Here is a 24197-nt window from a genome sequence, read left to right as displayed (position 1 = left end):
CGCACAAGTCTAGGCGGGCTCGGTGTGGGTCATCCTAGTCAGCCGTCGGGAAGCCGGGCAACCGACTAATTCGCACGCTGTTGTGCTATTTTGTCACTCCGTAATCGCATGCTTGGCACTTGGCTTCTCGCCATCGCCTCTATTTAAGCTGTCTTCAGCGATTCCTGCGCATCACGATATTCCGAAGAGGCATTCGATGCGACGCAAGATCCCGACCACCGCGGCGCTGGTCGCCTTCGAGTCCGCCGCCCGCCACGAGAGCTTCACCAAGGCCGCCGACGAGCTGTCGCTGACCCAGAGCGCGATCTGCCGGCAGATCGCCACGCTCGAGGAGTTCCTCGGCGTCGAGCTGTTCCGCCGTTCGCGGCGCGGGGTGAAACTGACCGAGGCCGGGCTCAATTACAGCCGCCGCGTCGCCCAGCGCCTGGACGCCGTGGAGCGCGACACCCTGGCGGTGATGGGTCAGCAGGGCGGTGGCACGCTGGAGCTGGCGGTGGTGCCGACCTTTGCGACCCAGTGGCTGCTGCCGCGACTGAAGGACTTCAAGCGTCTGCACCCGGAAGTCACGGTGAACCTGACCAACCGCACCCGGCCCTTCCTCTTCGCCGACACCGAGTTCGACGCGGCGCTGTATTTCGGCGACGGCGTGTGGTCCGGCACGGTGGCCAACTTCCTCATGCACGAGAACCCGGTGCCGGTGTGCAGTCCCGAGCTGCTGGGTGGGCGTCGAGAACTGTCTGCCGCGCAGATTGCCGAGCTGCCGTTGATGCAGCAGACCACCCGGCCCTACGCCTGGCGCCAGTGGTTCGGCTCGCTGGGCATGAGCGTCGCGCACGACATGAGCGGCACCCGCTACGAGCTGTTCTCCATGCTTGCCCAGGCGGCAATGCACGGCATGGGCGTGGCGCTGATTCCGCCGATGCTGATCCAGCACGAGCTGGCCGATGGGCGGCTTATCGTGCCCATGCAGCATGCCTATTTGAGCGAAAATGCCTATTACCTGATGATTCCCGAACGCAAGGTGGAATCGGCGACCCTCGGCGCTTTCCGCGACTGGCTGGTGGATGAGGCCGCACGATACCGCGTCGAAGCCTGCCTCGGCTGAACATCTGCTGCGCGTCGGCATAACCGCGTTGGAAACAGGCTGAAAAATGCTCATTTACAGAACGTAAACTCCGCTTTTTCAGCCTGTTTCCGCCTTGTTCTGCTCTAGCTCGCAAGATGTTGAACAGGTTCTGAGCCATGGCAAGGTGCCTGGCGCCGGCCTAGTCCAGAATTGCTTAGCCGGCGGGGCTTTCCCCGTCATCGCGCTCACGAGGCGCAACCTCCCAAGAAGGAGCTTCCATGAATTTCCACACCCGCAAATGGGTCAAGCCTGAAGACCTCAACCCGAACGGCACCCTGTTCGGCGGCAGCCTTCTGAAATGGATCGATGAAGAAGCAGCGATCTACGCCATCATCCAGCTGGGCAACCAGCGCGTGGTGACCAAGTTCATCTCGGAGATCAACTTCGTCAGCTCCGCGCGCCAGGGCGACATCATCGAACTGGGCATCACCGCCACCGAGTTCGGCCGCACCTCGATCACCCTGACCTGCGAAGTGCGCAACAAGATCACCCGCAAGAGCATCCTCACGGTCGACAAGATGGTCTTCGTCAACATCGGCCCAGATGGCCAGCCGGCGCCCCACGGTCGCACCGAGATCAAGTACATCAAGGACCAGTTCAAGGACGATGCCATTCCCCAGCCCTGATGGCTGGCCCGCGAGGGTGATTGCCAGCGTGCCCGGAGCCAAGCCGAACCGCGGCGAAAACCTTTGCATTTGCGTCGATTGAATGTGAGCCTGTGCCCGCCCACGGCGGGCATGGGCCGACGCACGCTCCCCGCCGATCCAGCAGTTCATTCCCAGGGAATGCAACTGCAAAACAATGACCGGGGAGAGACCATGTACACCACCTTCGCATCCGCGCTGCGCCAACTGGCCGTGGCCACCTGCGCCAGCCTGTTGCTGGCCGGCGCCGCACACGCCGCATCGATCAAGGCCGACACCAAGCCCGAGGCCGGCACATTCAAGATGGGCATGCAGCCCTGGCTGGGCTACGGCCAGTGGTACGTCGCCGAACAGGCCGGCGCCTTCAAGGCCAACGGCCTGGAGCAGGTCGAACTGGTCAACTTTACCGAAGACAAGGACATGAACGCCGCCCTGGCCAGCGGCCAGATCGACGGCGGCAACCTCGCCACCCATACCGCCATGGCCATGGTCGCTGCGGGCCTGCCGGTGAAGATCGTCCTGCTGCTGGATCAGAGCACCAGCGCCGACGCGCTGATCGTCGATCCGTCGATCAAGACCCTGACCGACCTCAAGGGCAAGCAGGTCGCCTATGAAGAAGGCACCACCAGCGACATCCTCCTGCACAGCGCTCTGCGCAAGGCCGGCCTGACCATCGCCGATGTGCAGCCGGTGCCGATGCCCGCCGCCAACGCCGGCAGCGCGCTGATCGCCGGCCAGGTTCCGGCCGCCGTCACCTACGAACCGTACCTTTCCGCCGCCAAGCAGCAGAACCCCAAGGTCAACCTGCTGTACAAGGGCTCGGATGACCCGGGCATCATCAGTGACGTGTTCGTCGTTCGCGACGAAGTCCTGAAGGAGCGTCCCGGCCAGGTGCTGGCGCTGATCAAGAGCTGGGAAGCGGGTCTGAAGCACTACAACGAGAAGAGCGCCGAAGGCCGCGCCGCCATCGCCAAGGGCGTGGGCGCCGACGAGTCCGAACTGACCAGTGCCTTCGACGGCGTGCACTTCTACTCGGTGAAGGAGAACCAGGCCGAACTGAAGGGCGCCTTCCAGAAGGGCTCCTTCGAGCATATCCAGAAGGCCGCCAGCGAAGCCGGCATCCTGCAGCAGCCGGTCACCCCGGCGCAGGCCATCGACGCGCGTTTCGTCGAGGCGCTTTGAGCCGCTGACGTTCCGGCACTGATCTGCTGATACCTGGCGCGCGCCGGCCCTGAGCCGGCGCGCGTCTTTCCCCGTTCGACGAGCCCGACATGAAAGCCCGCAAATCCAACCCGCTGTTCACCATCGGCAAGCCGATCGCGCAGCGTCATTTCCTGCTCATCGGCGGCGCCGTGTTCGTCCTGCTGGCGCTGCTCTGGTGGCTGGCCGGCGCCAGTGGCGCGGTGCCGAAGATATTCCTGCCGGCGCCCGGCGACGTCTGGGCGCGCATGCTCAAGCTGGCTGCCGATGGCACGCTGTGGTCGGACCTGAAGGTCAGTGTGTACCGCATCGCCGTGGCCTTCCTGGTGTCCTCGGCGATGTCCATCGTGATCGGCGTGTTCGCCGGTTGTTACGGCTTCTGGAAGGCCGCCACCGAGCCGCTGGTGGACTTCGTGCGCTACATGCCGGTGGTCGCCTTCGTCCCGCTGACCATCCTCTGGGCGGGTACCAGCGACTTCCAGAAATTCCTCATCATCTGGATCGGCACCTTCTTCCAGCAGGTGCTGATGGTGATGGACGCGATCAAGCGCGTGCCGGCGGACTTCGTCGGCCTCGGTCGCACGCTCGGCATGCCGGATCGCCGCATTCTCCTGAAGATCGTCCTGCCCAGTGCGTTGCCGGGGATCTGGGATGCCCTGCGGATCAGCCTCGGCTGGGCCTGGACCTGGCTGGTGCTGGCCGAACTGGTGGCCGCCACCTCCGGCCTGGGTTATCGCATCACCGTGTCCCAGCGCTTTTTCCAGACCGACACCATCATCGGCTACATCCTGCTGCTCGGCTTCCTCGGCCTGATCACCGACCAGGCCATGCGCGCCGGCGAGAAGGTCCTGTTCCGCTACAACCGGAGGCGCAACTGATGGCGACTTTGGAAATCTCCGGCCTGAACAAGAGTTTCGCGGTCGGCAAGGACCGCCGCGAGGTGCTGCGCAACATCGACCTGACGCTGGCGGACAATGAGTTCGTGTCCATCGTCGGCACCTCCGGCTGCGGCAAGAGCACGCTGCTGTCCATCGCTGCCGGCCTGGAAGAGTTCGACAGCGGCAGCGTGAAGGTCGACGGCGTGCCGATCACCGGGCCGGGCCTGGACCGTGGCGTGGTGTTCCAGTCGTACACCCTGCTGCCCTGGCTCACCGCGCGACAGAACGTCGAGTTCGCCCTCAAGGCCGCCGGCCTGTCCCGCGCGCAGTGCCGCGAGATCGCCGACGAGCACCTGGAACTGGTGAAGCTGACGAAGTTCGCCGAGGCCTACCCGAACGAGTTGTCCGGCGGGATGAAGCAGCGCGTGGCGATCGCCCGGGCGCTGTCCTACCGGCCGAAGATCCTGCTGATGGACGAGCCCTTCGGCGCGCTGGATGCGATGACCCGCCACCAGATGCAGGAGTTGCTCACGCGCATCTGGGAAACCCACCGGCTGACGGTGATGTTCGTTACCCACGACGTGGAAGAGGCGGTCTACCTGTCCGACCGCATCGTGGTGATGGGACTCGGGCCGGGGCGGATCAAGACCACCTTCGACGTGAAGCTCGGCCGCCCACGCCACGAGGACATGGCCGCCAGCGCCGAGTTCATCGACCTGCAGCGCCAGGTGCTGCGCTCGATCCGCGAGGAAGAGCAGGGCGTTTCCGCCCTCTGAGGGCTCTGCATTACCAGCGGCCGGAGGCCCCGCCGCCGCCGCTGGAGCCACCGCCGCCACGGAAACCTCCGCCACCGCCGCCACCCCCGCGCCCGCCACGACCGATCGAGCTGATGATCGTCATGAGCAGTTGCAGCACGCCCATGGTCAGCCACATCGGCGGCAGGAAGAAGATGTACAGCACCAGCGGGATCGAGAAGGCGCCAATCATCTGTTGTTGCAGCGCCGCGGGATTGGCTTCGCTGACCAGCAGCACGCCGGCGGCGATGCCCCCCACCAGCACACTGCACAACAGGTAGCGGCCCATGCTGCGCTGGCGCATCCACGACACCGGCAGCAGCATGCCCAGCATCGGTACGCCGACCAGCAAGCCGAGCAGCGCCGCGAGACGGGTGGGCGGGATTTCCTCGGCCGCCGTCGCGTTGCGGTTGGAATAGGCGTCGCTGTAGTTCTCTGCCGGGCCTGTGCGCGGCAGTTCGTCATCGGCGCTGCCCGCAGTGGCGGCGTTGGCTGGTGGCTCGATCAGTGCGATCAGACTGTCGACGCCGGCCTGGATGCCGCCGGCAAAGTCGCCCTTCTGGAAGAAGGGCACGATCTGTTCGCGGATGATCCGGCCGGCCTGCACGTCGGTGATGGTGCCTTCCAGCCCGTAGCCGACTTCGATTCGCAGCGTACGGTCATTCTTCGCAACCACCAACAGCACGCCGTCATCCACGCCCTTGCGGCCCAGCTTCCATTGCTCGAAAGCGCGCACCGCGTAGTCCTCGATGCTGTCCTCACCGATGGTGGGCACCAGCAGCACGGCGATCTGCGCGCCTTTGCGCTGCTCCAGGCCGGCGAGCTGGCTTTCCAGCTGCGCGCGCTGCCCGGCATCGAGGGTCTGGGTGAGGTCGGTGACGCGGGCGCTGAGCGGTGGAATGGCGACCGGCGCCGCCTGCAGCACGACCGCCCAGCACAGCAGCAGGGCGGTCAGCAGCCAGCGCGGCAGGGTCATTGCGCGGGCTGCGCCGGCGCGTTGCCGAAGTCCACTTTAGGCGCGGTGGAAATGGCAGCTTCGTTCTCGACGCTGAAGTTGGCTTTGGGTTTGTAGCCGAAGATCTTCGCGGTGATCACCTGCGGGAACTGGCGAATCATCACGTTGTACTCCTGCACAGCCTTCACATAGCGGCCGCGGGCCACGGTGATGCGGTTCTCGGTGCCTTCGAGCTGGGTCAGCAGGTCCTTGAACAGGCCGTCAGCCTTGAGCTGCGGGTAATTTTCCGAGACCACCAGCAAGCGCGACAGCGCCGAACTGAGCTGCCCCTGGGCCTGCTGGAAGCGCTTGACCGCTTCCGGGTCGTCGAGCTGGTCGGCGTTCAGAGTGGTGCTGCCGACCTTGGCGCGGGCCTCGGTGACCTGGGTCAGCACGCTGGCTTCATGGGCGGCATAGCCCTTCACGGTGCTGACCAGGTTGGGGATCAGGTCGGCGCGGCGCTGGTACTGGTTGAGCACTTCCGACCAGGCGGCCTTCACCCCTTCATCGCCAGATTGCATGGCGTTGTAGCCGCAGCCGGAGAGCAGGGTGACGAGGATGTAAGCGGTCAGGAATTTGATCAGGCGTGGCATGGCAGAGGCTCGTGCTGGCGAAAAGGCCCAGTCTAGGCCAGTTATGGCTGAGGAGGCAGTTGGAAATGTCCGAAACAGCCAGCGCTTGCCGGCCATGGGGTGGCTCGGGGTAGAATTGTTCTGGTCTATACCAGGAGTTCGTTTTCGTGCTCGCCACTACCCTGGTGCTGCTGGCCGCCCTGCTGCACGCCACCTGGAACACCCTCGTCAAGTTCAGCAACGACCGCCTGCTGGTGGTTGCCTGCATGGACATGGTCGGCCTCGCCGCCGCGCTGGCGCTGCTGCCCTGGATCGAGCTTCCACCCGCCGAGGTCTGGCCATGGCTGCTGGCCGCCGTGTCGCTGCAACTGGTCTATCGGGTGCTGCTGATCCAGGCCTACAAGGTTGGTGACCTGGGACTGGTGTACCCGCTGATGCGCGGTTTGTCGCCGTTGGTGGTGCTGGCGCTGACCCTCTACTTCGGCGGCGAGCACCTGAGCGACAAGCAGATCCTCGGCATCCTGCTGATCCCGGTCGGCATGCTGTTCCTGCTCAAGGGGGGTGGCGGCTCGAAGCTGCCGTGGATCGCCTATCCCACCGTGCTGCTGATGGGCCTGTGCATCGGCAGCTACACCTGGACCGACGGCAACGCGCTGAAGCTCTGGCCGAAGCCGCTGGACTACCTGGTCTGGCTGTCGCTGCTGTCCGGTCTGCCGTTCCCGCTGGTGGCGCTGGTCGGGCGTACTCGCGCGTTTGCCAGGTTCTGGATCAACGACTGGAAGCTGGGTATCAGCGTCGGCTTCTGCGTGCTGCTCAGCTACGGGCTGGTGCTCTGGGCCATGCAGTTGGGCTCCATCGCCGAGGCCGCCGCGCTGCGCGAGACCAGCGTACTGCTGGTGGTGCTGTTCGGCATGCGCTTCCTCAAGGAGCCCTTCGGCCTGCCGCGCCTGGCCGCGTGCAGCCTGGTGCTGGCGGGCATGCTGGTGATGAAGCTCTGAGGATTGGCTCGCGCTACGAAGCGCGCCGCCAGGTCGGTCAAGGACGCGGGCGTGGCCATGCCCTAAGCTGCGCGCTTTCCCCTCGACGAGTCTTCCACCATGCCCATTGCCTTCTGGTGCGTCCTGATCGCGATCTTCCTGCCCTATGTCGGCACCAGCATCGCCAAGTTCACCGGCGGCGGTTTCGGCCCCCGGCAGAACCATGACCCACGCACCTTCCTCGCTACCCTGGAGGGCTACCGCAAGCGCGCCAACGCCTTCCAGATGAACAGCTTCGAGGTCACCCCGGCCTTCGCCGCGGCGGTGATCATCGCCTACCTGGTGAACAACGCCGAGCCCGCCACCATCGACCGCCTGGCCATTGCCTGGGTCACCAGCCGCCTGCTCTACCTGATCTTCTACATCGCCGACCTGGCGCTGCTGCGCTCGCTGGCCTGGTTCCTCGGCATGGCGCTGATCATCGCGATCTTCGTCGTTTCCGCCTGACCTGTGCGTGCCTGAACGGCAGCTGAACGAATGAGTCGGCGCTGCGGCGGATGGCCGCAGCGACCGGCACGCAGTCTGGATCATTCGGGGAACGGGGCGGATAATCCGGCGCTTCCGTGTCTAGCCGTCCTACAAGAGTCCCCCATGAAGTTGAAGACCCTGCTCGTTCTGCTGCTGGCCGGCACCGCGCTTGCCGGCTGCCATCGCCTGGACCCCAACTCGCCGGAGTACAAGCGCCAGGCGGTGTTCAAGGAGATGCTCAAGACCAGTGAGGACATGGGCGGCATGCTGCGCGGTCGAATTCCGTTCGACGGGGACAAGTTCCGCGCCAACTCGACCAAACTGAGTGAGCTGGCCGACAAGCCCTGGCAGTACTTCCCCACGACCCAGCCGCCGGCTGACAAGGTGGAAAGCGACGACACCCGTGCCAAGGCGGAAATCTGGCAGCGCCAGCTGGAGTTCCAGGCCGACGCCAAGACCTTCGAGCAAGCGGTTCGCGCCCTGGGCGAAAACACCCGCAACGCCGCGCCGACACCCGAAGGCGTGCGCAAGGACTTCGCCGCGGTGGAAGACGCCTGCGAAGCCTGCCACAAGAAGTTCCGCGCGCTTTAAGGCGCCCGGTCCCCGTAGGAGCGAGCCTGCCCGCGAACACACTCCGTCGCGGAGCTGTTCGCGAGTGAGCTCGCTCCTGCAGGTTCACTCCTCCAGTTCGCGCTTGGCCTGCTCCAGCTCGGCGCGGGCCTCGGCCAGCTTGTCCTTGTGCTTCTCGATCTTCTCCGCGTCGCCCTTGTTCATCGCCTTGCGCAGATCCTTCTCGCGCTGGGCGACTTCCTTCTCCGCATCCAGCACGTTCTGCTTGCGCTCCTGCGTGAGGCTGGCGTCGGTGCAATAGGTCTTCACCTTCTCCAGGGCGGTCTGCAGGCCGGCGACGCGGTTGCCGTTGCCCTGGGCCTTGGCGTGTTCGAGCTGGGTTTCGATGGCGGCACGCTTGGCGGCGCAACCGGTCAGCGGTTGCTGGGCGGCATCGGCAGCAAACAGCGGGCTGGCGCAGCCGAAGGCGAGAACGGTGGCCATCAGGACAGAGCTTCGGAACATTTTCGGAATCCTTGGTTACCAAACACTATGACGTTGGAGTCGACGGCTAGAGTTTGCCATGGACGACCGGACGAGGGGCTGCCCCAGGACAATCGCCTCCGAACCAGGCCGGGACTCGCAAGGCCCGCCGCGCGGGCAAGGAGAAGCTGTATGCGGGTGGCTATGCGGATCGTGCAGGCACTCATCGCGCTGCTGGTGCTGGCGCTGCTGGTCGGCGGCTGGTGGTATGTGCCCGGTGAACTGACGTTGCAGCCGGTGCTGAGCGGCAGCAGCGAGGATGCCTCGGTGCGCCAGGGCGAACGGCGGCGCAGCTATGTGCTCTATGTGCCGCAGAAGCTGGCCGAGCGCCCGGCGTTGCTGGTGGTGCTGCACAGTTCGCAGAGCAACGGCGAGCGCATGCGCCGCGATAGCGGCTACCGCTTCGATGCCCTGGCTGACCGCGATGGCTTCCTGGTTCTCTACCCCGATGGTTTCGAGGGGCACTGGAATGACTGTCGGCGGGCCGCCTCCTACAGCGCACGGCGTCTGAATATCGACGATGTCGGCTTCCTCTCGCAAATGATCGAAAGTCTTCAGCGCGAGCGCGGTGTCGATCCTGAGCGGGTGTTCGTCACCGGCTACTCCAATGGCGGACAAATGGCGCTTCGCCTGGCCGCTGAGGCGTCGGACAAGGTCGAAGGCGTCGCCGCCGTCGCCGCCAGCCTGCCGACTGGCGACAACGATGCCTGCCGTCCCGCCGGGCAACCCAAGGCCGCGTTGTTGATGAATGGCACGCGAGACCCGATCAATCCCTACGCGGGGGGGCGGGTCACCCTGTTCGGCTTCGGTGATCGCGGCAACGTGCTTTCCGCCGAGGAATCCGCTCTGGCACTGGCACAGCGTAACGGCCAGGGCGGTAAGCCGCAGGTGGACAAGCTGACCCAGCCCGGCCCGGTATGGACACAGCGGCAGCGCTGGGCCGACGGTGGCGGTCCGCCTGTCGAACTGGTGACGGTGTTCGGCGGCGGCCATCTGATTTCACAACCGCTCTACCGGCCGCCGCGAATGCTCGGGCAGGTCGACCCGCAACTCGATGGCCCGGCCGAAATCTGGCGCTTCTTCAGCGAGCTTTCGCGTTAACGATCGGGGCGCTGGAGCTCGATGACCCGGCAGGGATCGAAGCCGCTGTCCTCGCCCGGATAGGCGCCGGGGTTGGCGACCACGCGGCCTTTGTCGACACGGTAGTCCAGGCATTCGTGAACATGCCCGTGGATCCACAGGTCGCAGCGTTCGACCAGGCTTTCAAGGTTCGAGGCAAACGCGGGGGATAACGCATCGCCGACGTAGTAGGCGGGGATCGAATGGGCACTGGGAGCGTGGTGGGTGACGACCACGGTCGGTCCGGCGAAGGGGCGGGCCAGTTCCGCTTCCAGCCACTCGCAGGTGGCTTCGCACAACTCGCGGCTCATGTCCGGCGTGAAGGGCCGGGTGAAGTAGTCCACGGTGTTGAAGTCCGGCATCAGCAACCGCGCCTGATCGCAGGCCAGCTCTGCTGCGCACTTGCCATAGAGCTGGAAGTCGGTCCATAGCGTCGCGCCGAGGAAGCGGACACCGTCGAGGATCACCGCGTCCTTTTCCAGGAAGTGGATATCCAGCGTCCGCGCCAGATTGCGCATGGCCTGGGTCAGTTCGGGCAGGTCGGAGTGATAGAACTCGTGGTTGCCGGCGACGTAGATGATCTCGCTGTCGGGAAATTCTTCGCGGGCCCAATGCAGGCCTTGCAGGTGCTCGTGAATGTCTCCAGCCAGAACGACGACATCCGCCGCCGCTTGCGGCAATGCGCGACGGCCGTTGGGGAAATGTTCGTGGTGAAGATCGGAAAGAACTCGCAGGCGCATGGCGTGTAACTGGCATTTAGGAATCTGCCGAGAATAACGAAGGACGCTGCGTTTGACATGGGTCATGGCATTGCCAATGCCTGGCTAAAGACCCTTCGAAATTAAGGGATGATTCAGAAGGTTCCTTCAGCTTCCGCTTGGGCCCGCTGCTTTGGCGCCCCAAGGAGGACTCATGAAACTTATCTGGATCGTACTACTGGCCGTGGCGGCCACCTTTGGCCTGGCGCTGTTCGTCGACCCGCCGGCCACGCTGGACATCTGGGTTCTGCGCAAGCAGGCCATTCTCTTCACGGGTGTCGCGTCCTTTGCGCTGATGTCGTTGATCATGCTGCTGGCGGTGCGCCCGGTGTGGCTGGAGAGGCCTCTCGACGGCCTCGACCGCATGTACCGCGCGCACAAGTGGGCGGGCATCCTGGCCATCGTGCTCGGTCTGCTGCACTACCTGATGGAGCTGGGCGGGCCGCTGCTTGCCGAGTTCATTGCCAAGCCGGCGAAGGGGCCGCGGGTGGAAACCTTCCTCGACGTCTTCCGCGGTTCGGCCAAGGACCTGGGCGAGTGGTCGGCCTGGCTGCTGGCGGCGATGCTGGTCATCACCCTCTGGCAGCGCTTCCCCTACCACCTGTGGCGTTACGTCCACAAAACCCTCGCAGTGGTCTACCTGGTGCTCGCCTTCCATGGCGTGGTGCTGGCGCCGGCGGGCTACTGGGCGCAGCCGATCGGATGGCTGGTGGCGTTCTGCGCGGCGGTGGGCAGCCTGTGCGCGCTCTGGTCGCTGGCCGGGCAGATCGGCCGTCGGCGCACCCACCAGGGCGTCGTGGTGGCGCTCGAGCGTCCCGGCGAACGCATGCTGGAAGTGACTTGCAAGCTGCAGGGCCGCTGGCAGCATCGTGCCGGCCAATTTGCCTTTCTGACCTGTGATCGCCTGGAGGGGCAGCACCCCTTCACTATTTCCAGCGGCGATCTGGGCAATGGCGAGGTGCGTTTCAGCATCAAGGCACTGGGGGACTACACGCAGCGCCTTCAGAACGGACTGAAGGTCGGTGATCCGGTGAAGGTGGAAGGCCCTTATGGTCGCTTCGACTTCCGCCGTGACAAGGGCGAGCGGCAGGTGTGGATCGCCGGTGGTATCGGCATCACGCCGTTCCTGGCCTGGCTCGAGTCACTGCAGGGGCGGCCGGAAGACTGCCCGGAAGTAACGCTGCTGTACTGCGTGCGCTCACCGTCCGACGCCATATACGCCGGGCGTCTGCGCGAGTTGTGCGCGAAGCTGCCTCGCATCGACCTGCGCGTGCACTACAGCGAGAGCGAGGGCTACCTGCAGGCGGCTGATCTGGGCCTGCAGCCCGGCGCGCAGGGGCGCTGGCCGAGCGTGTGGTTCTGCGGCCCGCAGGCGCTGGCCGAGCTGTTGCGTCGTGACCTGCGTCGCCAGGGCATGCCAAGCAACCGCTTCCACCAGGAAGCCTTCCAGATGCGCTGAGGCGCTCAGAAACCGGTGACACCGAGGTCGTGCAATTGCCCGCGCAGTTGCACGACTTCCTCCGCCTGGAAAAAAGCTTCCAACTGCGCCGCGCGAACCTTGCCGATGCCGGGTCTGGCCTGCCATTGCTGGGCGCTGTGGGCGGCCAGCGCAGACCAGTCGGCTGCCGCTGGGTGGGCATCGACGGCGGGCGCGCCGAGAGCGCGTAGCCAGGTGCTGAAGGGGCGTTGGCGAGCGAGCTGGAACTGCTGATGCAGGCTGGCAGCGCTACGCTCGCCCAGGCCGGGGACCTGGCTCAATTGCGCTGGCGTCAGCGTCATCCAGTCGAGCAGCCCCGACAGCAGGCCGGCCTCGTGCAGGCGTCGCCAGGTACCTGCGCCGACGCCGGAAAGCCCCAGGCCGTTCTTGCCACCCAGCCATTCCAGCCGGGCCAGGAACTGTTCGTTGCAGCCTTCCGTGGGGCGCCAGCAGGAGAGCGCGTTGAATTGATTGTCCACTGGTGCGGCCAGTTCGACGCGATTCGGTGTGCGCCAGACCACGCCGTCCAGGCGAGGAATGGTCAGTCCGGCGAGGGCCACGGCGACCTGGTCGCCGGGCCGGATGTCGAGGCTGCGCCAGCGCTTGAGCGAGCCAATGCCGACGCGCTGGATGGTACGCCCATCCAGCTCCACTGGAGCCAGGTGCAGCACGGGTGTGACCCGCCCGCTGCGTCCGACCTTGAACTCCACGCGGCGAACTTCGGCCAGTGCCTGTTGATGCGGATATTTCCACGCCACCGCCCAGCCCGGTGCCTGTGCGCTCCAGGCCTTGCCCGGTGGCCGGCGGCCCTGGCGGATGACGATGCCGTCGCTGGCGAAGGGAAGCGGCTGGCGATACCAGCGTTCGCGCCAGGCCTCGATTTCAGCTTGACCAGTCACCGGCTTGGTCAGTTCGGCACTGTCGCCGAATCCCAGCTGGCGCAAGCGTGCCAGGCGTTCGGGCATTTCCAGCGGGCCATCCGGCAACTCCCAGACGAACAGGCCGATCTGTGCTCCTTCGTCGCCCAGTTCCTTGCGCGCCATCAACCCGGCGACCTTGCCGCGTGCCCCGGCGCCCCCGTGCATGGCCTGTACATGCTGTGGCTGGCGCCAGTACAGCTCGCCTTGCAGGACCCGCTGGCCGTGCTCGCCGGGCAACTGTCCGGGGATTGCTGCAATCCGTTGCGCATTGGCGGACCAGTCCTGGCCAGTGCTGCCGTCGCCGCGGCTGATCGCCTGGGCGAAGCGACCATCGCGGTAGATCAGCGTGACCGCTACGCCGTCGACCTTTGGCTGCACCCAGAGATCGCTGCGATGGGCCAGCCAGTTGCGCACCGCCGAGGCGTCAGGGAGCTTGTCCAGGCCGGTGTGAACGAACGGGTGGCGGGCTTCTCCGGCGCTACCGGCCAGGGGTGTCGCGGGGGCGATCAGGGCTTGCGGAAAGCAGGCCTGCCACTGCCGTAGTCGCTCGCGGGCCTGGTCGTAGAGTTCGTCGGCGACCGGGGATCGCCCGTCGCGATGATAGGCGTCATCCCACTGATTGAGCTGGGCGCTGAGTGCTTCGAGCTGCAGCTGCGCCTGATCGGTGGGCCAGCTTGGGCAGGCCTGGACGGTGGAGACAAGACAAAGCAACAGGGCGACGATCAAGCGTGGCATGGCAGCCTCCGCACGGGGCAATGAGGCGCAGCCTAGAAGCGCTGCACGTTGACCGATGCCGAGGGATGGGTGGGACGCTTCGCTGTGCTGTGTCGGACGTTGGAGATGATGGGCGAGCGCGCGGCGCCCCCTGTAGGAGTGAGCTTGCTTACGAACCTCTCAACCCCATCGTCCGGGCCGTTCGCGAGCAAGCTCGCCCCTGCGAAAAGCTACTGGGCCGGAAACGAAAAAGCCCCGCCGAGGCGGGGCTTTTCCTGCATCCGGGCCTTACAGGCCGGCGGCGTCACGCAGGGCGGCAGCCTTGTCGGTGCGCTCCCAGGTGAAGGCGGTGAAGGTGTCACCGTCGTAGGTCATTTCGAACGGGTTGCGACCGAAGTGGCCGTAGGCCGCGGTCGGCTGGTACATCGGGTGCAGCAGGTCGAGCATCTTGGTGATCGCGTACGGACGCAGGTCGAAGTGCTCGCGGACCAGTTGGACGATCTTCTCATCGCTGATCTTGCCGGTGCCGAAGGTGTTGATCGAGATGGAGGTCGGCTGGGCCACGCCAATGGCGTAGGACACCTGGATCTCGCAACGCTCGGCCAGGCCGGCGGCAACGATGTTCTTGGCCACGTAGCGGCCGGCGTAGGCCGCGGAACGGTCAACCTTGGACGGGTCCTTGCCGGAGAACGCGCCGCCGCCGTGACGGGCCATGCCGCCGTAGGAGTCGACGATGATCTTGCGACCGGTCAGGCCGCAGTCGCCCACCGGGCCGCCGATGACGAAGTTGCCGGTCGGGTTGATGTGGAACTGGGTGTCCTTGTGCAGCAGTTCGGCCGGCAGTACCTGCTTGATGATCAGCTCCATCACGCCTTCGCGCAGGTCCTTGTAGCTGACTTCCGGGTTGTGCTGGGTGGACAGGACGATGGCGTCGATGCCGACCACCTTGCCGTTTTCGTAGCGGCAGGTGACCTGGGACTTGGCGTCCGGGCGCAGCCACGGCAGCAGGCCGGATTTGCGGGCCTCGGCCTGGCGCTCCACCAGACGGTGGGAGAAGCAGATCGGTGCGGGCATCAGCACGTCGGTTTCATTGCTGGCGTAGCCGAACATCAGGCCCTGGTCGCCTGCGCCCTGGTCTTCCGGCTTGGCGCGGTCGACGCCCTGGTTGATGTCCACGGACTGCTTGCCGATGATGTTCAGCACGCCGCAGGTGGCGCCGTCGAAGCCGACGTCGGAGCTGTTATAGCCGATGTCGATGATGACTTTGCGCACCAGCTCTTCCAGGTCGACCCAGGCAGAGGTGGTGACTTCGCCGGCGATGATCGCGACACCGGTCTTCACCAGGGTTTCGCAGGCCACACGGGCGTATTTGTCCTTGGCGATGATGGCGTCGAGCACCGCATCGGAAATCTGGTCTGCGATCTTGTCCGGATGGCCTTCGGAGACGGATTCGGAGGTGAAAACAGAGTATTCGCTCATCTAACGGTTCCTATCATTTACCGGTGGGTGAGGACGCTTCGCGAATCCGGTTTGGCGAAGTGCCGCACCTGGATCTGAAAGCCATTGCGTAAACCGATGTAAACACTTTCGCCGGACGCAAGCCCGGCGGCTTCGGCCCAGAGGGCCAGGTCTTCCTGTTCGAACCCCAGCCAGAGATCACCACAGGCCTCTCGGGCCCAGCTCTGGTCGTGGCTGCAGAGTTCGGTCACCAGCAGGCTGCCACCGGGCTTCACCAGGTGTGCCAGCTGCTTCACGGCCTCCGCGGGTGCGGCGAAGTGATGCAGCACCATGTTCAGCACCACGCAGTCCGCCGCGTCGTCGATGTCCTGCAAGGCATCGCCCAACCGCAGTCGGACGTTGTTCAGGCTTTCGCTGGCGCAACGTTGCCGTGCCATTTCGAGCATGGTCTCGCTGTTGTCCAGCGCCGTGACCTGATCGAAACGCCGGGCCAGCTCGGGGAGGAAACCTCCGTCGCCGGGGCCGACTTCCAGCGCTGTGGCGCCGGGGGCGAAGCTCAGTGCATCGAGCAGCGCCAGCACGCTTTCGCGGTATTGCGGCAGTCCTGCGATCAGGTCCTGGGTCGCCTGGAACTTCTCTGCACTGCGGGCGAAGTAGTCGCGGCTGACGGTGGCACGCTGGGCATGTACACCATCGATGCGGGCGCTGACGTCATCGGCCAGTGCCAGTTCGTCGACTTCTTCGAGCAGCGCCCCATGCAGCGTGCCGCCCAGGCTGTCGCCCTGGGGCAGGGCGCGGCGATAAAAAATCGCGTTGCCTTCGCGGCGGGTGGCGACCAGGCCGGCCTGGGCCAGCACCTTGAGGTGGTGGCTCATGCCCGACTGGCGGACGGCAAAGATATGCGCCAGTTCCAGCACGCCGAACGAATCGTTGGCCAGCACCCGCAGGACGTTCAGCCGCAGCGGATCGCCGCCGGCCTTGCACAGGGCGGCCAGCTGGTCGCAATCGTCGTGGCGGATTTCGGGCAGGCGCAGGCTCATAGGTCGCGCAGTCTAGTCGCGGCTTTCAGGGCGGGCAATAGCTGTATCAAAAAGTTTTGATATTGGAGACGAAAGGCAGCTACAGGCTACAGGCGACAAGCAGCAGGCGGTTGCCGGCCAGGACCTGCGGCCTGCCGCCTGTAGCCTGCAGCCCGAATCTCATTGCCCCGCAGGGCCTGGCTGGGCGAAAATACCGGCCTTTTTTCATTCCCTTCGATCTTTCGAAGCAGCCCCCGCAGGAGATTCAGCGATGCCCAGCCGTCGTGAGCGAGCCAACGCCATCCGCGCATTGAGCATGGATGCCGTGCAGAAAGCCAACAGCGGCCACCCCGGCGCCCCCATGGGCATGGCGGATATCGCCGAAGTCCTCTGGCGTGACTACCTCAAGCACAACCCGAGCAACCCGCAGTGGGCTGACCGCGACCGCTTCGTGCTGTCCAACGGCCACGGCTCGATGCTGATCTACTCGCTGCTGCACCTCACCGGCTACGACGTCACCGTCGACGACCTGAAGAACTTCCGCCAGATGCACTCGCGCACCCCGGGCCACCCGGAGTACGGCTACACCGCCGGCGTCGAGACCACCACCGGCCCCCTGGGCCAGGGCATCGCCAACGCCGTGGGCATGGCGCTGGCCGAGAAGGTACTGGCCGCACAGTTCAACCGCGACGGTCACAGCATCGTCGATCACTACACCTACGCCTTCCTCGGCGATGGCTGCATGATGGAGGGCATCTCCCATGAAGTCGCCTCGCTGGCCGGCACCCTGCGCCTGAACAAGCTGGTCGCCTTCTACGACGACAACGGCATCTCCATCGATGGCGAAGTCCACGGCTGGTTCACCGACGACACTCCCAAGCGCTTCGAAGCGTACGGCTGGCAGGTGATCCGCAACGTCGACGGGCATGACGCCGACGAAATCAAGACCGCCATCGAGACCGCCCGCAAGAGCGATGCGCCGACCCTGATCTGCTGCAAGACCATCATCGGCTTCGGCTCGCCGAACAAGCAGGGCAAGGAAGAAAGCCACGGCGCCGCCCTGGGCGTCGACGAAGTGGCCGCCACCCGCGCCGCGCTGGGCTGGAACCACGCGCCGTTCGAAATCCCCGCAGACATCTACGCCGAGTGGAGCGCCAAGGACACCGGCGCCACCCGCGAAGCCGAGTGGAACAAGCGCTTTGCCGCCTACCAGGCCGCGCATCCGGAACTGGCTGCCGAGTTCGAGCGCCGGGTTGCCGGTGAGCTGCCGGCCGACTTCGCCGAGAAGGCCGCTGCCTACGTCGCCGACGTCGCCCTGAAAGGCGAGACCATCGCCAGCCGCAAGGCCAGCCAGAACGCCCTGAACGCCTTCGGCCCGCTGCTGCCGGAACTGCTGGGCGGCTCCGCGGACCTCGCCGGTTCCAACCTGACCCTGTGGAAAGGCTGCAAAGGCGTGAGCGCCGATGACGCCAATGGCAACTACCTGTTCTACGGCGTGCGCGAGTTCGGCATGAGCGCCATCATGAACGGCGTGGCCCTGCACGGCGGCTTCATCCCCTACGGCGCGACCTTCCTGATTTTCATGGAATACGCCCGCAACGCCGTGCGCATGTCCGCTCTGATGAAGCAGCGCGTGCTGTACGTGTTCACCCACGACTCCATCGGCCTGGGCGAAGACGGTCCGACCCACCAGCCGATCGAACAGCTGGCCAGCCTGCGCCTGACCCCGAACCTGGACACCTGGCGCCCGGCCGATGCCGTGGAGTCCGCGGTGGCCTGGAAGTACGCCATCGAGCGTGCTGGTGGCCCGTCCGCGCTGATCTTCAGCCGCCAGAACCTGCCGCACCAGCCGCGTGACGCCGCCCAGTTGGCCGACGTAGCCCGCGGCGCCTACGTGCTGAAGGACTGCGACGGCGAGCCGGAGCTGATCCTGATCGCCACCGGCTCCGAAGTCGGCCTGGCCGTCCAGGCGTTCGACAAACTCAGCGCCGAAGGCCGCAAGGTGCGCGTGGTTTCCATGCCGTCCACCAGCGTCTTCGATCAGCAGGACGCCGGCTACAAGCAGGCCGTGCTGCCGGTACAGGTTGCTGCGCGCATCGCCATCGAAGCCGCTCACGCCGACTACTGGTACAAGTACGTGGGCCTGGAAGGCCGCGTCATCGGCATGACCACCTTCGGTGAGTCGGCCCCGGCCCCGGCGCTGTTCGAGCACTTCGGCTTCACCGTCGAGAACGTGCTGGAAGTCGCCGCCGAGCTGCTCGAAGCCTGATCGAGGCTTCATTGTAGGAGCGAGCTTGCTCGCGAACCGCTTCGCTCGACTCACGGGCAGGTTCGCTCCTATGAAGATCACCAAGGGATAACAATGTCCAAGCGCCCTTACCGAGTTGCCCTCAACGGCTACGGCCGCATCGGCCGCTGCGTGTTCCGTGCCCTGCACGAGCGCGGCGCCAAGGCCGGTTTCTCCATCGTCGCCCTGAACGACCTGGCGGACCTGGCCAGCCTCGAATACCTGACCCGCTTCGACTCCACCCACGGCCGCTTCCCCGGCGAGGTGAGCGTGGCCGACGGTTGCCTGCATGTGGGCGGCGATTGCGTGAAGGTGTTCCGCGAGGCCGAGCCTGAGGCCATCGACTGGCGCGCCCTGGACGTCGATCTGGTGCTGGAATGCTCCGGCGTCTACAACACCCGTGCAGACGGCGAGCGCTTCCTCGGCGCCGGCGCGCCGCGGGTACTGTTTTCCCAGCCGATGGCCAGCGAGGCGGACATCGACGCCACCGTGGTCTTCGGCATCAACCAGCAGGGCCTCTCCGGCGCCGAAACACTGGTTTCCAACGCCTCCTGCACCACCAACTGCAGCGTGCCGCTGCTCAAGTTGCTGAACGAGGCGGTGGGCATCGAGTACGTCTCGATCACCACCATCCATTCGGCGATGAACGACCAGCCGGTGATCGACGCCTACCACCACGAAGACCTGCGCCGCACGCGCTCGGCCTTCCAGTCGGTGATCCCGGTGTCCACTGGTCTGGCGCGCGGCATCGAGCGCCTGCTGCCGGAACTCGCCGGGCGAATCCAGGCCAAAGCCATTCGAGTACCGACGGTGAACGTCTCGGCTCTGGACATCACCCTGCAGGTCTCCCGCGATACGTCCGCCGAGGAGATCAACCGCGTGCTGCGCCAGGCCGCCAGCGAAGGCCCGCTGAAAGGCCTGCTGGCTTACACCGAGCTGCCGCACGCCAGCTGCGATTTCAATCATGACCCGCACTCGGCCATCGTCGATGGCAGCCAGACCCGCGTTTCCGGCCCCCGCCTGGTGAACGTGCTGGCCTGGTTCGACAACGAGTGGGGGTTCGCCAACCGCATGCTCGACACTGCAGGGCACTTCCTGCAGGTCGCCGCTACTGAACGTTAATCAAACAGCCCCTACAGGACTGACTGTCATGACCGTGTTGAAGATGACCGACCTCGACCTCCAAGGTAAGCGCGTACTGATCCGCGAAGACCTCAACGTTCCGGTGAAGGACGGTGTGGTCAAGAGCGACGCGCGCATCCTGGCCTCGCTGCCGACCATCAAGCTGGCTCTGGAGAAGGGCGCGGCGGTGATGGTCTGCTCGCACCTGGGTCGCCCGACCGAAGGCGAGTTCTCCGCAGAGAACAGCCTGCAGCCGGTTGCCGAGTACCTGTCCAAGGCCCTGGGCCGCGCTGTGCCGCTGGTCAAGGACTACCTGGGCGGCGTCGAGGTGAAGCCGGGTGAAGTCGTGTTGTTCGAGAACGTGCGCTTCAACAAGGGCGAGAAGAAGAACGCCGACGAACTGGCCCAGCAATACGCCGCCCTGTGCGACGTGTTCGTCATGGACGCCTTCGGCACCGCCCACCGCGCCGAGGGTTCCACCCACGGCGTAGCCAAGTTCGCCAAGGTCGCCGCTGCTGGCCCGCTGCTGGCCGCCGAGCTGGAAGCCCTGGGCAAGGCCCTGGGCAACCCGGCGCGCCCGATGGCCGCCATCGTCGCCGGCTCCAAGGTCTCCACCAAGCTCGACGTGCTGAACAGCCTGGCGCTGATCTGCGACCAACTGATCGTCGGCGGCGGCATCGCCAACACCTTCCTCGCCGCGGCGGGCCACAAAGTCGGCAAGTCGCTGTACGAAGCCGATCTGGTCGACACCGCCAAGGCCATTGCCGCCAAGGTCAGCGTACCGCTGCCGGTGGACGTGGTGGTTGCCAAGGAGTTCGCCGAGACCGCCGTTGCCACCGTCAAGGACATCGCTGACGTGGCCGACGACGACATGATCCTGGACATCGGCCCGAAGACCGCCGCCCAGTTCGCCGAGCTGCTGAAGACTTCCAAGACCATCCTCTGGAACGGTCCGGTCGGCGTGTTCGAGTTCGACCAGTTCGGCGAAGGCACCAAGACACTGGCCAAGGCCATCGCCGAAGGTTCCGCCTTCAGCATTGCCGGCGGTGGCGACACCCTGGCTGCCATCGACAAATACGGCATCGGCGAGCAGATTTCCTACATTTCCACCGGTGGTGGTGCCTTCCTCGAGTTCGTCGAGGGCAAGGTCCTGCCGGCCGTGGAAGTACTGGAACAGCGCGCCAAGGCCTGAGCCGGCGCGCTGCCGGGGCGACAGTAAAGCAAACCTCCGCGACATCCTCGGGTCACAAGCCTTGTACGGATGCCAAGGAGAACGGTCATGCGAGCTGTCACCCCTCTGTTGTCGTTTTGCCTCGTGCTGGTGGGTTGCGCCGGAGGCGGCGGAACACCCAGTACCTGTGAAGTGATGAGCCCGCCCGCGGTCATGGTGCCTTCGGACCAGAACCGCGAGCGGGTGGAAAGCCAGAGTAGCGGCGATCCGACTCCTGACCAGAAGCCGGTGAACTGCCCCTGAGGCCTCGCCCGGCGGTCGGGATCACGAACTGGCAGTGCCGTCCGCGCCCTGGCGCAGGCGGCACTGGCGTTCCTGCGGCGGGACGGGCAATCTGGCGCATTGGATATCCGGCGGCGCGTCCGCCCGAAGGAGAGTCGCCCGATGCTGCGTTATATCGTCCCGGCCCTGGCCCTATCGCTGGTGGCGGGCTGCTCGAGCCATTCGTCCGGCGGCAAGTCGGCTTCGGGCAGTGGCTGGAACCACTGGGTCTGTGACAGCAAGGCCGAGGTGCAGTGGCGCTACGTCGATCCCAGCAAGTCGGTGGTCGACCTGAAGCTGGGTGAGGACGACGTTGTCCATCACCTGGAAGAGGAACCCGGCGGCTCCGGCGCTTTCTATAGCGACGGGCTGATCGGCTTGAGCATCAAAGGCGACCAGGGCCTGGTCTACTGGGTCGAGAGCAACGACCTGATCGGCCGTGGTTGCAAGGCGCCCTGAGCGCCGATTGTCCGGCGTGTGCCGGAAGACTTGAACACGGCCTGCCCCTGCGGCAGGCTTCCAAACTTGTAGTTAAGGGGCTCGTGTAACCGAGCCTGACTTCTGGGAGAAGCGAAGACCATGGCACTCATCAGCATGCGCCAAATGCTGGACCACGCCGCCGAGTTCGGCTACGGCGTTCCGGCTTTCAACGTCAACAACCTGGAGCAGATGCGCGCCATCATGGAAGCGGCCGACAAGACCGATTCCCCGGTGATCGTGCAGGCTTCCGCCGGTGCCCGCAAATACGCCGGTGCGCCCTTCCTGCGCCACCTGATCCTCGCGGCCATCGAAGAATTCCCGCACATCCCGGTGTGCATGCACCAGGATCACGGCACCAGCCCTGACGTCTGCCAGCGCTCCATCCAGCTAGGCTTCAGCTCGGTGATGATGGACGGCTCGCTGAAGGAAGACGGCAAGACCCCGGCCGACTACGAGTACAACGTCCGCGTGACCCAGCAGACCGTTGCCTTCGCCCACGCCTGCGGCGTATCCGTGGAAGGTGAGCTGGGCTGCCTGGGCTCCCTGGAAACCGGCATGGCCGGCGAAGAAGACGGCGTGGGCGCCGAAGGCGTGCTGGACCACAGCCAACTGCTGACCGACCCGGAAGAAGCCGCTGACTTCGTCAAGAAGACCCAGGTCGACGCCCTGGCCATCGCCATCGGCACCAGCCATGGCGCCTACAAGTTCACCAAGCCGCCGACCGGCGACGTGCTTTCCATCGAGCGCATCAAGGAAATCCACAAGCGCATCCCCAACACCCACCTGGTGATGCACGGCTCCTCCTCGGTGCCGCAAGAGTGGCTGAAGGTGATCAACGAGTTCGGCGGCGACATCAAGGAAACCTACGGTGTGCCGGTCGAGGAAATCGTCGAAGGTATCAAGCACGGTGTGCGCAAGGTCAACATCGACACCGACCTGCGCCTGGCCTCCACCGGTGCCATCCGCCGCATGATGGCCGAGCAGCCGAGCGAGTTCGACCCGCGCAAGTTCTTCGCCAAGACCATCGTCGCCATGCGTGATATCTGCATCGCTCGCTACGAAGCCTTCGGCACCGCCGGCCATGCCTCGAAGATCAAGCCGATCTCCCTGGAAGGCATGTTCCAGCGCTACGCCAAGGGTGAGCTGGTGTCGAAGGTCAACTGATCTCGAGCCCGGTTCCCGCTCTCGCTCTGTTTCTGAACAGCTGGAGAGCTGAAGAGCCCCGCCCTGCGGGGCTCTTTCGTATCCGCCAGAAGGAAATCGCCGATGCTGCGTGCGTTGCTTTCCATCCTGCTGCTGACGCTCGTCGCCGGCTGTTCGTTGCGCCCGGCCGAGCCTGTTGCGCCGCCACCCAAGCTGCCAGTGGACTTGCCAGTGGACGCGCAGAACTGCCTGACTCACCAGGAGTGCACGCTGAAGACCTCACGCACCCTGCTGTTCGTCTTCGATTACGCTGAGGCGGGCGCAGCCCTGGTGGAGAACGAGAACCGCGTGCTCAGTACTCCCGAGAAAGCGCCGAAGAAAGGCTGGCCGGCCATTCGTATCCAGCTGGCCGATCCGGACGGCGGTCGCTTCGAGTTTTCCAGCGAGTGCCGACAGAAACGCTGCCGGGTCAAGGAATCGCGCCTGCTCAGCTGCTACCGTGACTATCTTGATGGAAAGACCAGTCTTGACGGCAAGGCCTGCCGGTTGCGCTGAGCGCTGGTGCTCAGCTCGGGCGGGCTCTGGAGGCACAATGACGGATGTACATGGCAGTGCGCGGGAGGGTTACGCCCGCGAGGCGAAGACATACGCCCACGGGCGCCCCGACTACCCGGACGAGTTGCTGGGCTGGCTCGGTGAGGAACTGGAGGTCGGCGCTGGCAAGGAGGTCGTCGATCTTGGCGCAGGTACCGGCAAGTTCACCTCGCTGCTGGTGCGCACGGGCGCGCAGGTCACCGCTATCGAACCGGTGGCGGCGATGCGCGAGCAACTGGGCGAGAAGTTGCCAGCGGTGAAGGTGCTCAACGGTACCGCCCAGGCCATTCCGCTCGCGGCGCACAGAGTCGATGCGTTGACCTGCGCTCAGGCTTTCCACTGGTTTGCCGACGAGCGCGCGCTGCGTGAGATTCATCGCGTCCTGCAGCCGGGCGGCCACCTGGGCCTGGTCTGGAATGTGCGCGATGAGCGGGTGGACTGGGTTGCCGAGATGGCGCGCATCGTCGAGCGCTATGAAGGCAGCACGCCGCGTTTCCACACCGGGCTGTGGCGTCAGGCCTTTTCTGGCGCGCGCTTCGAGCCGCTGCGCCTGCGCGAGTTCAGCTACCAGCACGTGGGGCCGCCGGAGCAGGTGATCGTCGCGCGAATCCTCTCGGTGAGCTTCATTGCCATGTTGCCGCAAGAGCAGAAGCAGCGTGTCGCCGAGCAACTTCGCGAGCTGATCGCCAGCCATCCGGACCTCAAGGGACGCGACGAGATCGCGGTGCCCTATCGCACCGAGGCCTACAGCACTCGCGCGCTGTCCTGATTGGCGAATGGGGTAGACTGGTGGCTGTTTCCTCCGCCAG

Annotated in this window: 24 protein-coding genes; 17 read left to right on the top strand and 7 right to left on the bottom strand. The window is 65.4% G+C overall.

Features of this window, described 5'->3' with window-relative positions; genetic code table 11:
* Nucleotides 1–196 precede the first annotated feature (196 nt).
* The 5 genes from gcvA (at nt 197) to L6D89_RS06225 (ending at nt 4624) form a co-directional block, all read left to right on the top strand.
* Nucleotides 197–1105: a transcriptional regulator GcvA gene (gene gcvA, locus L6D89_RS06245; RefSeq protein WP_236199113.1), complete on the top strand. Its 909-nt coding sequence runs from the start codon at nt 197–199 to the stop codon at nt 1103–1105.
* A 239-nt stretch (nt 1106–1344) separates the two neighbouring features.
* Nucleotides 1345–1752 carry an acyl-CoA thioesterase gene (locus L6D89_RS06240; protein WP_169935900.1) on the top strand — a complete coding sequence of 136 codons (408 nt, stop codon included), beginning with the start codon at nt 1345–1347 and terminating at the stop codon, nt 1750–1752.
* Between the two features lie 192 nt (nt 1753–1944).
* Nucleotides 1945–2952 (top strand): ABC transporter substrate-binding protein, encoded by a 1008-nt coding sequence (locus L6D89_RS06235; protein ID WP_236199112.1) that lies wholly within the window; start codon nt 1945–1947, stop codon nt 2950–2952.
* Nucleotides 2953–3041: 89 nt separating this feature from the next.
* On the top strand, nt 3042–3848 hold the full coding sequence (locus L6D89_RS06230) for an ABC transporter permease (protein WP_045215900.1): 807 nt from the start codon (nt 3042–3044) through the stop codon (nt 3846–3848).
* Nucleotides 3848–4624 (top strand): ABC transporter ATP-binding protein, encoded by a 777-nt coding sequence (locus L6D89_RS06225; RefSeq protein WP_236199111.1) that lies wholly within the window; start codon nt 3848–3850, stop codon nt 4622–4624. Before L6D89_RS06230 ends, L6D89_RS06225 begins: the two co-directional genes overlap by 1 nt.
* A 10-nt stretch (nt 4625–4634) precedes the next feature.
* Here L6D89_RS06225 and L6D89_RS06220 read toward each other — a convergent pair whose 3' ends face one another.
* Both L6D89_RS06220 and L6D89_RS06215 read right to left on the bottom strand, forming a co-directional pair.
* Entirely contained in the window at nt 4635–5618 is a 984-nt protein-coding gene (locus tag L6D89_RS06220; RefSeq protein ID WP_236199110.1) for a TPM domain-containing protein, read from the bottom strand.
* Nucleotides 5615–6229: a LemA family protein gene (locus L6D89_RS06215; protein WP_037011389.1), complete on the bottom strand. Its 615-nt coding sequence runs from the start codon at nt 6227–6229 to the stop codon at nt 5615–5617. The genes L6D89_RS06220 and L6D89_RS06215 overlap by 4 nt, the downstream gene beginning before the upstream one ends.
* A gap of 146 nt (nt 6230–6375) precedes the next feature.
* Here L6D89_RS06215 and L6D89_RS06210 point away from each other — a divergent pair, with 146 nt between their 5' ends.
* From L6D89_RS06210 to L6D89_RS06200, 3 genes are all read left to right on the top strand, one after another.
* Nucleotides 6376–7206 carry an EamA family transporter gene (locus L6D89_RS06210; protein ID WP_236199109.1) on the top strand — a complete coding sequence of 277 codons (831 nt, stop codon included), beginning with the start codon at nt 6376–6378 and terminating at the stop codon, nt 7204–7206.
* A gap of 99 nt (nt 7207–7305) precedes the next feature.
* Nucleotides 7306–7692, top strand: a complete 387-nt coding sequence (locus tag L6D89_RS06205) for an MAPEG family protein (RefSeq protein ID WP_236199108.1) — start codon at nt 7306–7308, stop codon at nt 7690–7692.
* 144 nt (nt 7693–7836) lie between these two features.
* Entirely contained in the window at nt 7837–8304 is a 468-nt protein-coding gene (locus L6D89_RS06200) for a c-type cytochrome (RefSeq protein ID WP_236199107.1), read from the top strand.
* 84 nt (nt 8305–8388) lie between these two features.
* On the opposite strand, the gene L6D89_RS06195 is transcribed toward L6D89_RS06200, so the two are convergent.
* Nucleotides 8389–8787, bottom strand: coding sequence for a DUF1090 domain-containing protein (locus L6D89_RS06195; RefSeq protein ID WP_236199106.1), 399 nt, complete (start codon nt 8785–8787; stop codon nt 8389–8391).
* 150 nt (nt 8788–8937) lie between these two features.
* Between L6D89_RS06195 and L6D89_RS06190 the strand changes: the two genes are divergently transcribed.
* Nucleotides 8938–9906 (top strand): CE1 family esterase, encoded by a 969-nt coding sequence (locus L6D89_RS06190; protein ID WP_236199105.1) that lies wholly within the window; start codon nt 8938–8940, stop codon nt 9904–9906.
* Here the strand turns inward: L6D89_RS06190 and L6D89_RS06185 are convergent.
* Nucleotides 9903–10664 carry a metallophosphoesterase family protein gene (locus L6D89_RS06185; RefSeq protein WP_236199104.1) on the bottom strand — a complete coding sequence of 254 codons (762 nt, stop codon included), beginning with the start codon at nt 10662–10664 and terminating at the stop codon, nt 9903–9905. The genes L6D89_RS06190 and L6D89_RS06185 overlap by 4 nt on opposite strands.
* 172 nt (nt 10665–10836) lie before the next feature.
* Between L6D89_RS06185 and L6D89_RS06180 the strand changes: the two genes are divergently transcribed.
* Nucleotides 10837–12141, top strand: coding sequence for a ferredoxin reductase family protein (locus tag L6D89_RS06180; RefSeq protein WP_236199103.1), 1305 nt, complete (start codon nt 10837–10839; stop codon nt 12139–12141).
* Between the two features lie 5 nt (nt 12142–12146).
* On the opposite strand, the gene ligB is transcribed toward L6D89_RS06180, so the two are convergent.
* The 3 genes from ligB to L6D89_RS06165 all read right to left on the bottom strand — a co-directional run bounded on the left by ligB (nt 12147) and on the right by L6D89_RS06165 (nt 16291).
* A complete protein-coding gene (gene ligB / locus L6D89_RS06175) occupies nt 12147–13814 on the bottom strand; it encodes an NAD-dependent DNA ligase LigB (protein WP_236199102.1) in 1668 nt (555 codons plus the stop codon).
* A gap of 267 nt (nt 13815–14081) precedes the next feature.
* A complete protein-coding gene (metK, locus tag L6D89_RS06170) occupies nt 14082–15272 on the bottom strand; it encodes a methionine adenosyltransferase (protein WP_236171197.1) in 1191 nt (396 codons plus the stop codon).
* A gap of 17 nt (nt 15273–15289) precedes the next feature.
* The gene (locus L6D89_RS06165) at nt 15290–16291 is read right to left on the bottom strand and encodes an ArsR/SmtB family transcription factor (RefSeq protein WP_236171198.1); all 1002 of its coding nucleotides are present in this window, start codon (nt 16289–16291) and stop codon (nt 15290–15292) included.
* A 250-nt stretch (nt 16292–16541) separates the two neighbouring features.
* Here L6D89_RS06165 and tkt point away from each other — a divergent pair, with 250 nt between their 5' ends.
* The 7 genes from tkt (at nt 16542) to L6D89_RS06130 (ending at nt 24157) form a co-directional block, all read left to right on the top strand.
* Nucleotides 16542–18539 carry a transketolase gene (gene tkt / locus L6D89_RS06160; RefSeq protein WP_236199101.1) on the top strand — a complete coding sequence of 666 codons (1998 nt, stop codon included), beginning with the start codon at nt 16542–16544 and terminating at the stop codon, nt 18537–18539.
* Between the two features lie 93 nt (nt 18540–18632).
* Nucleotides 18633–19679 (top strand): erythrose-4-phosphate dehydrogenase, encoded by a 1047-nt coding sequence (gene epd / locus L6D89_RS06155; protein WP_236199100.1) that lies wholly within the window; start codon nt 18633–18635, stop codon nt 19677–19679.
* A gap of 28 nt (nt 19680–19707) precedes the next feature.
* The gene (locus L6D89_RS06150; RefSeq protein ID WP_236199099.1) at nt 19708–20871 is read left to right on the top strand and encodes a phosphoglycerate kinase; all 1164 of its coding nucleotides are present in this window, start codon (nt 19708–19710) and stop codon (nt 20869–20871) included.
* A gap of 423 nt (nt 20872–21294) precedes the next feature.
* A complete protein-coding gene (locus tag L6D89_RS06145; protein ID WP_236171203.1) occupies nt 21295–21630 on the top strand; it encodes an MliC family protein in 336 nt (111 codons plus the stop codon).
* 120 nt (nt 21631–21750) lie between these two features.
* The gene (gene fba, locus L6D89_RS06140) at nt 21751–22815 is read left to right on the top strand and encodes a class II fructose-bisphosphate aldolase (protein WP_024764154.1); all 1065 of its coding nucleotides are present in this window, start codon (nt 21751–21753) and stop codon (nt 22813–22815) included.
* 102 nt (nt 22816–22917) lie between these two features.
* Nucleotides 22918–23349, top strand: coding sequence for a hypothetical protein (locus L6D89_RS06135; protein ID WP_236199098.1), 432 nt, complete (start codon nt 22918–22920; stop codon nt 23347–23349).
* Between the two features lie 37 nt (nt 23350–23386).
* Nucleotides 23387–24157, top strand: coding sequence for a class I SAM-dependent methyltransferase (locus L6D89_RS06130; protein WP_236199097.1), 771 nt, complete (start codon nt 23387–23389; stop codon nt 24155–24157).
* The last annotated feature ends 40 nt before the right edge of the window (nt 24158–24197 follow it).

The sequence above is a fragment of the Pseudomonas pseudonitroreducens genome, assembly GCF_021603645.1.
In the GTDB taxonomy this organism is placed as follows: domain Bacteria; phylum Pseudomonadota; class Gammaproteobacteria; order Pseudomonadales; family Pseudomonadaceae; genus Pseudomonas; species Pseudomonas pseudonitroreducens.
Note: the sequence above shows the minus strand (reverse complement) of the source record. Positions and strands in the feature narration are given on the sequence as shown.